The sequence below is a fragment of the Halomonas sp. TH-94 genome, from assembly GCF_057473365.1.
Genome location: NZ_JBYCKL010000030.1, coordinates 1 through 11756, shown reverse-complemented (window position 1 = coordinate 11756; position 11756 = coordinate 1). Strand labels below are relative to the sequence as shown.

The window sequence follows — 11756 nt, the reverse complement described above, 5'->3', positions numbered from 1 at the left end:
TTTTCATTTCATGGCTGCACGCCGCCGAATCAGCTTTCGCCCAGCGCCTTCAGGAGTTCCTCGACCACTTGCCGCTGTTGCTCTCTCTCAAGGTAGGGATGCATCGGTAGACTGATGATCTCCTGGCATACCCTTTCGGCAACGGGCAACTTGCACTCGCGATCGGCCACGGCGGGCTGATGACTGAGCGGAAGTGGGTAATGCACGGCCGTCGGTATGCCGGCGTCAGCAAGCTTCGCCTGGAGTGCGTCGCGCTGCGGCACGCGAATACTGTACTGAGCGTAAACGCTGGTATTCCCCGGCGCTACACAAGGTGGGGTGACGCTGCCGGACTCGCGCAACAGCTTGTCGTAACGCTCAGCCACCTGTTGGCGAAGCGTGACCTCTTCGTCGAATATCGACAGCTTGGCCAGCAGGATGGCGGCCTGCAGGGTATCCAGACGACTGTTCATGCCAATGCGTGAGTGATGATAGCGGCGGGACTCACCGTGCCGGGCCACCAGTCGCACCTGTGCGGCCAACGCTTCGTCGTCGGTGAATAGCGCTCCGCCGTCGCCGTAGGCCCCAAGGGGCTTGCTGGGAAAGAAGCTGGTGCAGGCGATACGCGACAGCCCACAGGAGCGCCGCCCGTGGCGCGTGGCACCGAAGCTCTGGGCGGCATCTTCTACCACGCCAAGGTGGTGGCGCCGAGCCAGCGCTTCGATCGCCTCCATGTCGGCACATTGGCCAAACATCGATACCGGCATGATGGCTCGTGTTCGCGGTGTGATAGCGGCCTCGATCTTTGCGGGGTCAAGCAGATAGGTGTGCGGATCGATATCCACATAGACCGGTCTGGCGCCGGTGAGAGCCACGCTTTCGGCACTGGCGATAAACGTGAAACCCGGAACGATCACTTCGTCCCCGTGCCCCACATCGAGCGCCATCAGTGCTATCTGCAGCGCGTCGGTGCCGTTGCCACAGCCGATACAGTGAGCCACACCGACATAGTCGGCCAAGCGCCGTTCCAGCTCGACCACTTCAGGCCCCATGACATAACGTCCGTGAGCCAGTACGTTCTGGATGGCAGCGTCCAGTCGAGGTTTGATGCGTGCCTGCTGCGCGGCAAGGTCGATGAAGTTCACCTGCCCCTCCTTCAGCCGTGCGTGCCAGGGTTCATTTGCATCGGGGCGATACGAGACAGCTGTGGGTGGGCCTCGGCTTCTCGCGGCACTTCCGACGTCGCATTTCCCAGATGATAGACGGTCTCGAGGCAGTGACGTACGGTCTCGATGCCGAAGCCGCGACCGGCGAGAATTTCGCGATAGCTGACGGTGTGAAGATCCGAAAAGCCGCTCGAGAACTCGAACTCTTCACCGTCACAGGTGATGCTGCGGTAGGTCGAGTGTTTTCCGCGAACGTGCTCGGGGAGATCCTCGGCGTCGATGGACAGGAACCAGCGCACCCTTCCCTTCTCGTACTCGAGGTAGCCGGCAGCCTTGTGCTCATCGTGATAGTGCAGGACGGCGCGCTTCAACTCGCCGAAAATGACATGCAGCATGTCGAAGAAATGGATGCCGATCTCGGCCATCACACCGAAGGATTTACGCGAATCCCCCTTCCAGCTGGCCAGATACCAAGGACCTCGTGCGGTGATGTAAGTCAGTTCCACGTCGTACTGCCCATCTCGCTGCTCCGCCACCACCTTGTCGCGAAGTTCGTGGATGGCCGGATGGTGGCGCAGCTGCATGATGCTGTAGACGCGATGACCGGTCTCCTGCTCCACGCAGCGCAACTCATCGAGCTGGGCCGGCGTCGACACCAGCGGTTTTTCGCAGATCACATCGCAGCCGAGGTGCAGCCCAGCCGTGATGTGGGCGCTGTGGAAATGATTGGGTGAACAGACGACCCAGTAGTCGATGGCTCTGTCACCCTGCCGCTTGAGCCGCCAGGCGTGCTCGAGGAAGTATTCGAACTGGGTGAAGAAGGAGCAATGGGTCGATATCGAATCGATGATGCCGACCGAGTCGTTGATATCGTAAGCGGCCACGAGGTCGTGCCCCATATCCTTGATGGCCTGCATATGGCGAGGCGCGATATAGCCGGCAGCACCTATGAGCGCGAAATTCATATTGTTCTCCCTCTGTACCGTTCTCGATTAATTCCATTTAATGAGCGGATGAAATTACAGGGCGCGCACCCGGTACTTCAAGTTCAGTCTGGCGGTAAACGGGCTATCGGTCTCGCCGAATCGCGGATCCATTCGCTCCACGAACCGGGGTAGAGACGCGGCAGGGGTAGGCCGGCAATGGCGTAGGCGAGAATGTTGTGGCACGCCGTGACGCCGGAGCCGCAATAGGCCACGACGGCTTCGGCTTGCGGCAGCTCGATTTCAAGCGTCTCGGCGTCTTTGAAGTGGCCTGCTTCCGTCAGGTTGTCGCCGCTGGGACGACAGAACGCGCCAGGTATATGCCCTGCCACCGGATCGATGGGTTCGGCCTCGCCGTTGAACCGTTCCACACTGCGGGCATCGACCTTTAGCTCCCGCCCCGAGAAAACCTCGTCGGCGCCCATCCAGGCACCGTCGTCGAAGGATGGCTGCCAATCGCTCGGTATTGGCGACGGCTCCTCGCCAAGTGCCAAACCACCGCCCTGCTCCTGCCAGGCGCTCAGCCCGCCATCGAGTACGCGTACATCGGGATGTCCGGCCCACACGGCGAGCATCCACCACGCTCTGGCTGCGGCCAGTTGGCCTCCCATGTCATCCAGCACTACCACCGGCTGCTTGGTCGAAATACCTAGCCGTCTGAGTGTGTCGGCAAACCTCTCCGAGGATGGCAGCGGGTGGCGGCCAGCCTCACCCGGCGGGCCTGCCAGATCGCTATCGAGGTCGAAATGCAGACTGCCCGGTACGTGGCCGCTCTCCCACAGACGCCGCCCCGCCTCGCGATCGCCCAATCTTGCCCGGCAATCCAGCACCTTCGGGGGGTTAGCTTCTTGCAGCGACGCGACCAGTTCGGCTGCGGTTATCAACACCTGACTCATGCTCGCTCTCCTTGGGCCAGCCCGGTGACGGCACTCTTTTCCCCTCTCAGTTCGATGGGGGCGCGACACGCCAGCAAACGCCGACGGCCAGCCTGTACGAAGTTTACTTCTATAACGGGATCTGCAGGGTCGCCTTCTACCACCACGATTTCACCCTCACCGAAGACCGCGTGACGCAGTCGCTGGCCTGGATGAAAGAGCTGAGCCGAATAGCGGCTCCCCGTCTCGGCGACCCCGGGTGCTAGTGGCACCAACGGAATATCGTCGCACCCTAACGCGTCGAGATAGCGAGAGACCAATGCAGGTGAAGTCACACTGAGCGAAGCGCTTTCATCCTGGGGAGCCATCAAGCGGGCGGCCACCTGCCGACACTCTTCCCATCGCGTCTCGTCGATAAAACGGCTGGGTCGGTGATCGCCGCTGTCATGCAACAGCAGCAATCGATCCCGGGCGCGGGTCACGGCCACATAGAACAGCCGCCGCTCCTCCTCGAGTCGTTCGGCCGACAGAGGATTGTCGCGACTGTAGTGGGGGAAGTCTTCCTCGTTGACGCCGGAGACGATGACCAGCGGCCATTCCAGACCCTTGGCCCCGTGAACGGTAGTGACCAGAACGCCATCGGCATGATTCTCCACGGGCCGCTCGAGCAGTTCGATGAAGGCATCGATATCGGGACTCTCTCCCGCCTGCTCCACCAGCACGTCGAGCAGGCGCACGTCCTCCTCGCCCTTCTCGCGGCGAGCGGCGGCGCGTTTGAGCACCTTCTCGGCATCCAACGCATCGACGATGTGCGCCAGCAGCCGCGCAGGCTCCCAATCGCCCAGGCGCGGCAGCTCACACAGCAGCGTCCAGCGGCGCTTGAGATTACGGCGCTGCATGGGCTTGAGGCCGGCCAGCAGGGGATCGTCCCGTTCGGGATAGTGCCGCGTTTGCGCCAGACGCTGCGCCAGAGCCACCAAACGCTCGCGTGCGACGAATGGCGTCGGCTGCTCGAGAAGGCGTAACAGATGCCCGGGGTCGCTCAGTAGTGCCGGTGTACGCGACAGGCGCAGGTAGCCGGCCAGCGCCTGGACCAGCGGCAAGCGAAAGACGAAGCGGTCTTCTCGAGAGAGCCGGAACGGGATGCCGGCCTGCAATAGCTGTAGCTGAACGGGCACCGACAGCGCCCAGCTGCGCACCAGCAGGCAGGCATCGCTCAGAGCTCCGTCGCGGCGACGCCACTGCTCCAAGGTAGCCAGCAACGGCGCCCTGCCCTGCCCCACGGCGATTTCGGTGCGCGGGTTGTCGGGGGCGGCCAGACACAGCTGATCGGGCCGACGGCGGTTGGCGGCAATGGCATGGTTGGCCAGTAACGCCAACGAATGGCCGTGACGAAACGTAGTGGACAGTGGGTAATCGGTCGCTTCGCCGAAGGTGCCGGTAAAGTGCTCACGCATGGTGTCAGGATGGGCGCCGCGCCATTCGTAGATGCACTGATTGGCATCCCCCACCGCCATGACGTCGGCACTGCGCCCGGCCAGCAGCGCCAGCAGGCGCAATTGGGCCTGGTTGATGTCCTGATACTCATCGATAATCGCATGATCGAGGAAGCCCTGGACCCGGCCGACAAGTGCGGCATCGGCTTCCAGCGCCCGCAGCGGGCGATAGAGCAGATCAGAATAGGTCATCAACCCGTGCTCGGCGAGCAGCGCTTCGAGGCGCTCGAAAGCGTCGGCGAAGTGGCCACTGTTTTCATCGACATCGAGCCGGTCCAGCAGCGTGGCTGCCGGCACCATCTCGGCCTTGACCAGGCCACAGAAGTGGGCCAACGCTTCCAGCGTGTCGGCTTCGAGTGCCAGTTCGCGCCGATCGCCATCTTCCAGCACTTCCAGGGTTGCCTGCCTCAGCAGCCGCTCCACCTGCCAGTCGGCGGCAATCAGACGACGCGGAGCCAAGGCGCCCCAGCGGGTCAGGCTCACCGTCAAACGGTGGCCCAGAGAGTGAAAGGTACGTACGTCTGGCAGGCGCTGGCCGGCAGGCGCCATCTCGACCAGACGGCGCTGAAAATCCTCGCGGGCCGAGCGGTTGAACATCAAGACTAAAATGCGCTGCGCCGGTACGCCGCGGGACAGAAGATGCAGTACACGTGCGACCAGCGTCGTGGTCTTGCCGGCACCCGCCACTGCCGCGACTCGAGCGTGCCCGGCGCCGTGCTCGACGACGGCGCGTTGCTCTGTCGTCAGTCTCACGCGTCCTCGGCAGGCAGTTCGCCCAGCGGTTGCCAGTTGCCGGCGCTGGTAAGTCCGAGTTCGATCATGCCCTCGTCGCTCAAGCGCTGATCGGCGGCTTCGATCAAACGGTAGTAGACGTTACGGCCCAAACGCGCAGCAAGACCGAAACGCACCGGCACCTCGGGAATCAGAGTCCCGTCCGGGGTGGCACTGAGCTGGAGCCGATGCGTCTCATCGAGCCGCAGGCGATCGCCGGCACTGGTCGACAACCACCAGCAGGCGGCCGCGTCATCGTACTCGGCCTCGACCACCACGAAGGGTCGGTCGACCACACGAATGCGCTGTTTCTCCACCGGGGTCACCAGGTAGTATTCGCCGTTTTCTTCGCGGCGAAGTAGCGTCGAGAGCAGCCGCACCAGTCGCGGACGCTTCATTTCGCTGCCTTCGTGGAACCAGCGACCATCGGCGGCGATCTCCAGATCCATCTCACCGGCGTGGGTCGGCTGCCAACGGTCCACGGGGGGAATGGCACCTTCGGGCTCGACGTGGTTGAGGAGTGGATCAAGGTTCATGCTTGCGCCTCGAAGTGTTATGCCTTCACGTGTAATTCATCTCGGCCGGCTATACCAGACCGGCACGCACTAGAATGTCGCGTGTCTCGGCGCTGGGTTCGGGCGCTGCTGCACGGAACAGGCGATAGAAATTGGCCGTGGTCTGCATCGCCACCTCATCGAGGCTGATACCGCGAACATCGGCGATGCACTGGGCCACTTCCACCACCCATGCCGGCTCGTTGGGCTTGCCGCGATGCGGCACCGGCGCCAGATAGGGGCTGTCGGTCTCGATCAGCAAGCGATCGAGGGGAACCCGGCGGGCCACCTCGCGCAGCGAATCGGCATTGCGGAAGGTAGCGATGCCTGAAAGCGAGATGTAGAAACCGTGCCTCACCGCCTCACGCGCCATGTCGAGATCCTCGGTGAAACAGTGCAGCACCCCGCCGATGTCCGGGTCGCTGTGCTCACGAATCATCGCGATGGTCTCGTCGCGAGCATCGCGGGTGTGCACGATCACCGGCAGCTCGAGTTCGGTTGCCGCCACCAGCTGACGCCGAAAACGCTCCAGCTGCACCTCCCGCGACGGCACACGACCAGGCGTCTTGTCGAGATAATGATAGTCCAGCCCGCACTCACCGATGGCTACCGCGCCGAAGCGATCGGCAACTTCCTTGATGGTTTCAACCTCGGGCTCCTGTTCCAGCAGGTGCAGCGGATGCACGCCGGCACTGATGGCAACATCGTCGTGCTCGCGGGCGATCTCGGCCAGGGCCGGTACATCGTCTAGCGTGACGGCAATGGCCAGAAACTGGTGTACATCGCGGGCGCGGGCCGCATCGAGGGCGGCCGCCAGGCTGCCTTCATGCGTCACGGGATCGAGGCGATCGAGGTGGCAGTGGGAGTCGACGAACATGGGCGTCTCGTTGTTCCTCTGCAATGTCCTGAAAGGAGATGCAGGGTATACGAAAACGCCACTCCACGTCGACGCGGAGTGGCGCAAGTCGCCAGTCTGGATGCTAGAGAATGAGCATGAGCCAGGGGACGCCTATCGCCAGCCATACCAACAGGAACAGCAGCCCGAAGATGGCACCGAGACGCCACCAGAGCGGCCCGGGCAAGTAACCGCTGCCGTAGTAGACCGGACTCGGCCCGGTACCGTAGGGCGTCAGGATACCCATGAAACCCAAGGTCGGCAGGAGCAACAGCACGAACATGTTCATGTCGATCCCCGGGATTCCCGAAGCCGCCGCCAGCATGACGGGAAGTAGCGCCGTGACATGCGCCGTAACGCTGGCGAAGAAGTAATGCAGCAAATAGAAGATTACCGTCAGCGCCAGCATCGCTATCAGCGGATCGAAGTGGCTGATACGCGCGCCGACCAGATTGCCGAACCAGCCGACGAAGCCTACCTGGCTGAGGCCCCCCGCAAGCGCCACCAGAGTCGCAAACCAGACAAAGGTATTCCAGGCCGTCTTGTTGGCAAGAATATCGTTCCAACTAATGATACCGATGAGCAGCATGGCGCAGATCACGACCAGCCCGACCAATGACGCCGAAATAACGTCACCGCCGAAGATCCAGAGCAGCAGAGCGATCAATACCAATACGACAAGCAACAGCTCGTTACGTGTCAGACGCCCCAGCGTCTTGAGCTCTCCTTCGGCCCAGTCGGACACAGCACTGCCCGACTTCACCTCGGGCGGGCAAAGCCAGTAGCACAGCAGCGGCACCAGAAGCAGCAGCAGGATACCGACCGGCGCCACCGCCAGGAACCAGTCACCCCAGCCAATGCGAACGCCGGTGGCGGTTTCGGCCAGGGCGATGGCCAGCAGGTTGGGCGCCATAGCCGTCAGGAACAGCGAGCTGGTGACACAGGTGGAAGCGATGGCAGTCCACATCAGGAAGCTGCCCATACGCTTCATGCTGGGATCGTTGGGCTTGGAGTCGTAGAGCGGTGGCAGATTCTGCAGCACCGGATAAATCGTGCCGGCACTGCGGGCAGTGTTCGAGGGTGTGAACGGCGCCAGTATCGTGTCGGCGATCATTACCGCATACCCCAGCGTCAGGGTACGCCGGCCCATGGTCTTGACCAGCCACAAGGCGATACGCCGCCCCAGCCCGGTCTTCTCGTAGCCAAGCGCGAACATGAAGGCACCGAAGATCAGCCACACGACGGAATTGTTGAATCCCGACACGGCCCAGGCGAACGCGCTATTGGGTACGTTGAAGCCAGGAGCAGCCAGCTGCTCAGGTGAATAGAGTACCCAGGGGGCCAGCAGCGCTGCCACCGTGACACCGATAAGACCGATGACGGCGCCAGGCAGCGGCTCGAGGATGAGCCCGACCACGCAGCCGAGAAAGATGGCAAAGAAGTACCAGGCATGCGGGGGCAAGCCTTCGGGCGCTGGTAAAAGCGCCACCAGCAAAGCCACCAGTACCGGTGCCAGTGATTTCCAAGAGAGGTGAGACATCCATGCAGACATCATGAGCGGCCCTTAGCAAGGCTGATGAGTATGGCGCTGAGGCAATCGTCGAGACACGACAATGCGACCCCTGGCTTTCCAGCGGAAGATTAATTGGCGCCGGAGGCGGTGAATAGCGGCGCAAGGTGCTATCGAACGCTTGATTGACCTATCTCAAGATATATAGGCAAGCACTGATGATCCAATGGCTTGTCTCAGAGCGCCAATGCTAGTCTCCAAGGGCAAGCGCTGCGACGGCTCGGCGCATCAGGCATCAGAGGGAAGGGGAGCCATGCTGGAAAGAGATTTCGATATCGTCATCGTGGGCGGCGGCGGCGCAGGCCTTCGCGCTGCCATCGCTGCCGCCGAGCAGACCCGAGAAAGCGGCAGCGGTCAGCGTATCGCCCTGCTTTCCAAGGTCTATCCCATGCGTTCCCATACGGTGGCTGCCGAAGGCGGCGCAGCGGCGGTGACCAGCGCAGAAGACAGCCTGCAGGCGCACTTCGACGATACCGTTGCGGGCAGCGACTGGCTTGCCGAACAGGGTGTGGTCGACTACTTCGTGCGCCATGCCCATCGCGAACTGGTACAGATGGAGCGCTGGGGGTGCCCGTGGAGTCGACAGGACGACGGCAGCATCCAGGTGCGTCGCTTCGGTGGCATGAAAACGGCACGCACCTGGTTCGCTGCCGACAAGACCGGCTTCCACCTGTTGCACACCCTGTTTCAGACGTCGCTCAAATATCCCGAGATCGAACGACTCGATGAGTATTTCGTCCTCGACATCGCCGTCACCGACGGGGCCGTCGCCGGAGTGATCGCCCTGCAGGTAGCCACCGGCGAACTGACCCTGCTGCGCACCAAGGCCGTGGTACTCGCTACCGGTGGTGCCGGCCGGCTGTTCCGCTTCAATACCAACGCCGGCATCGTCACCGGCGATGGCATGGCGATCGCCTACCGGCACGGCGTAGCGCTGCGCGACATGGAGTTCGTGCAGTACCACCCCACCGGCCTGCCGGGTTCCGGCATTCTGATCACCGAAGCCTGCCGCGGCGAAGGCGGCATCCTGCTCAACAAGGATGGCTATCGCTACCTGCAGGACTACGGTCTCGGCCCGGAGACTCCGCTGGGCCAGCCCCAGAACAAGTACATGGAACTGGGTCCCCGTGACAAGCTCTCCCAGGCATTCTGGCAGGAGCAGCAGGCCGGCCGCACCGGCACCTTTGCCGGCAGCGACGTGGTCTACCTCGACTTGCGCCATCTCGGCGAAGCCGTGTTGAAAGAGAGGTTGCCGTTCATCTGCGATCTGGCCAAGTCGTACATCAACGTCGACCCGGTACACGAACCCATCCCCATCCGTCCGGCCGTTCACTACACCATGGGCGGTATCGAAACCGATGCCGAGTGCGAAACACGGATCAAAGGGCTTTTCGCTGCCGGCGAGTGTGCCTCCGTGGGACTGCACGGGGCCAACCGGCTCGGCTCCAACTCGCTCACCGAGCTGCTGGTATTCGGTCGCCTTGCGGGTGAGCGGGCCAGCCGGACGGCGGCTGAGCATGACTTCGTCGACGCTCGCCCGGGACAGGAGCAGGCGCGACGGCAACAGGCGGCCCTGGCCACGCTATGCGAAGGCAGCAGCGAAGAGAACTGGGTAGCACTCAAGCATGAGCTCATCCAGACCATGGAGAACGGCTGCGGCATCTATCGAACCGAAGCCGGCATGCAGGATGCCCTTGATAACGTCCGCAAGCTCCGTGAGCGTTATCGCCATATACGCGTCGGCGACAAGAGCCGCATCTACAATACCGAGCTGCTCGAATGTATCGAGCTGGGTTTCGGCCTGGATATCGCCGAGGCGACCTGCCTCGGTGCGCTGGAGCGGCGCGAATCCCGCGGCGCCCACCAGCGCCTCGACGAAGGCATGCAGCAGCGTGACGACCTCCACTGCCTGAAGCACAGCCAGGTCTTCTACCGCGGCGACGCTTCGGCCGAGCTGCAGTGGCAGGATGTCGACGTGAGTATCTCGGCACCCGCCGAGCGGGTCTATGGCGAAGCTGGCCGCACCGCGAGCCAAGGTGGGCAAGGAGCGCACTCATGAGTACCAAGTCCATCCGCATCAAGCGCTATCTGCCGGAACAGGCGGCCGAGGCGTTCTGGCAGCGCTACGAGGTGCCCATCGATGACAGCACCTCGCTGCTCGATGCCCTCACCCACATAAAGGAAACACTGGACAGCAGCTTGAGCTACCGCTGGTCCTGCCGGATGGCGATCTGCGGCTCATGCGGCGTCATGGTCAATGGCATGCCCAAGCTCGGCTGCAAGACCTTCCTTCGCGACTACCCGGCCGACATTCGCATCGAGCCGCTGGCTCATTTCCCGGTGCGCCGGGACCTGATGGTCGACATGGAAGTCTTCCTTGAACACTTGGCCGCAGTGAAACCTTATCTCATCGATACTGATGCGGAAAACACGGAGCCCTACCGCCAGACACCGACCCAGCTGGCTCGCTACAAGCAGTTCGCCAACTGCATCAACTGCGGCCTGTGCTATTCGGCCTGCCCACAGTTCGGCCTGAATCCCGAGTTCCTGGGACCGGCAGCCATCGCCCTCGCCCATCGCTACAATCTCGACAGCCGCGATCGAGGCAAGGCGCAACGCATGGCCGAACTCAATCGCCACGAGGGCGTTTGGAGCTGTACCTTCGTCGGCTTTTGCTCCGAAGTGTGTCCCAAGCACGTGGATCCGGCCGCTGCCGTCAATCAGGGAAAAGTGGAAGCGGCGAAGCACACGCTGATTGCACTGTTCAAGGGATAGGAGGGGATACCATGCACAAATCTTCCGACGCGCTTCCCCCGCTGAAACGAACCTGGTGGTTGAAGCATCGCTATTTCGTGGCTTACATGGTGAGAGAGGCGACGGTACTGCCACTGCTGTTCTTCGCCGCTTGTCTGATAGGCGGAATGATCGCTCTGCTGCGCAGCGATGCTGCCTGGTCGAGCTGGCTCGAGTTCATGAGCGCAACACCGGTGCTGATGCTGAACGGGTTGGCCCTGGTCGCGAGCCTCTATCATGCCTGGACCTTCTTCCTACTTTTCCCCCGCGTGATGCCACTGCGCATTGCGGGGCGGACCCTGCCGAGCCAAGCCATCGTGGCAGGACAATGGGCCGGGGTAGCGCTGGTTCTGTTGCTGTTCGTGTGGCTATTCACAGGAGGTGCGCGATGAAAAAAAGCGCTTTGCATCGACAGGCCTATGACGAGCCGCTTTGGTGGGGGTTGTTCAGCGCTGGCGGCGTCTGTTTCGCCGTGGTCGTTCCGGCTGCCATTTTGTTCCTGGCATTGCTGATCCCACTCGGCATCGTGTCTCTCGATGCCGAACGCGCCCGCTCACTGCTGTTCAGCCTTCCCGGCATATTGTTCGTCGGAGCCGTAGTCTGCCTGCCGCTCTTTCATGCCGCACATCGTATTCGACATGGGCTTTTCGACTTGCGCCTGGGACGCGACGAGC

General features: G+C 62.4%; 11 protein-coding genes. 4 read left to right on the top strand and 7 right to left on the bottom strand.

Annotated elements, in window-relative coordinates; genetic code table 11:
- Positions 1 to 29: 29 nt before the first annotated feature.
- From AC2VNO_RS05130 to AC2VNO_RS05100, 7 genes are all read right to left on the bottom strand, one after another.
- Positions 30 to 1124, bottom strand: a complete 1095-nt coding sequence (locus tag AC2VNO_RS05130; RefSeq protein ID WP_486933126.1) for a DegT/DnrJ/EryC1/StrS family aminotransferase — start codon at positions 1122 to 1124, stop codon at positions 30 to 32.
- Positions 1125 to 1135: 11 nt separating this feature from the next.
- Complete coding sequence (locus AC2VNO_RS05125) at positions 1136 to 2110, bottom strand: Gfo/Idh/MocA family oxidoreductase (protein ID WP_486933125.1); 975 nt, start codon at positions 2108 to 2110, stop codon at positions 1136 to 1138.
- An 83-nt stretch (positions 2111 to 2193) separates the two neighbouring features.
- The gene (locus AC2VNO_RS05120) at positions 2194 to 3024 is read right to left on the bottom strand and encodes a sulfurtransferase (RefSeq protein ID WP_486933124.1); all 831 of its coding nucleotides are present in this window, start codon (positions 3022 to 3024) and stop codon (positions 2194 to 2196) included.
- Entirely contained in the window at positions 3021 to 5252 is a 2232-nt protein-coding gene (locus AC2VNO_RS05115) for an ATP-dependent helicase (RefSeq protein WP_486933123.1), read from the bottom strand. Before AC2VNO_RS05115 ends, AC2VNO_RS05120 begins: the two co-directional genes overlap by 4 nt.
- Entirely contained in the window at positions 5249 to 5806 is a 558-nt protein-coding gene (locus AC2VNO_RS05110) for a DUF1285 domain-containing protein (protein WP_486933122.1), read from the bottom strand. The genes AC2VNO_RS05115 and AC2VNO_RS05110 overlap by 4 nt, the downstream gene beginning before the upstream one ends.
- A 49-nt stretch (positions 5807 to 5855) precedes the next feature.
- Entirely contained in the window at positions 5856 to 6701 is an 846-nt protein-coding gene (locus tag AC2VNO_RS05105) for a TatD family hydrolase (RefSeq protein ID WP_486933121.1), read from the bottom strand.
- 103 nt (positions 6702 to 6804) lie between these two features.
- On the bottom strand, positions 6805 to 8259 hold the full coding sequence (locus AC2VNO_RS05100; protein ID WP_486933120.1) for an anion permease: 1455 nt from the start codon (positions 8257 to 8259) through the stop codon (positions 6805 to 6807).
- Between the two features lie 283 nt (positions 8260 to 8542).
- Between AC2VNO_RS05100 and frdA the strand changes: the two genes are divergently transcribed.
- The 4 genes from frdA to frdD all read left to right on the top strand — a co-directional run.
- The gene (gene frdA / locus AC2VNO_RS05095) at positions 8543 to 10348 is read left to right on the top strand and encodes a fumarate reductase (quinol) flavoprotein subunit (protein ID WP_486933152.1); all 1806 of its coding nucleotides are present in this window, start codon (positions 8543 to 8545) and stop codon (positions 10346 to 10348) included.
- Positions 10345 to 11064 carry a succinate dehydrogenase/fumarate reductase iron-sulfur subunit gene (locus AC2VNO_RS05090; protein ID WP_486933119.1) on the top strand — a complete coding sequence of 240 codons (720 nt, stop codon included), beginning with the start codon at positions 10345 to 10347 and terminating at the stop codon, positions 11062 to 11064. Before frdA ends, AC2VNO_RS05090 begins: the two co-directional genes overlap by 4 nt.
- Before the next feature lie 11 nt (positions 11065 to 11075).
- The gene (locus tag AC2VNO_RS05085; protein WP_486933118.1) at positions 11076 to 11474 is read left to right on the top strand and encodes a fumarate reductase subunit C; all 399 of its coding nucleotides are present in this window, start codon (positions 11076 to 11078) and stop codon (positions 11472 to 11474) included.
- Positions 11471 to 11756 (top strand): fumarate reductase subunit FrdD (frdD, locus tag AC2VNO_RS05080; RefSeq protein ID WP_486933117.1); only part of this gene is annotated, 286 nt, incomplete at its 3' end. The genes AC2VNO_RS05085 and frdD, both read left to right, overlap by 4 nt.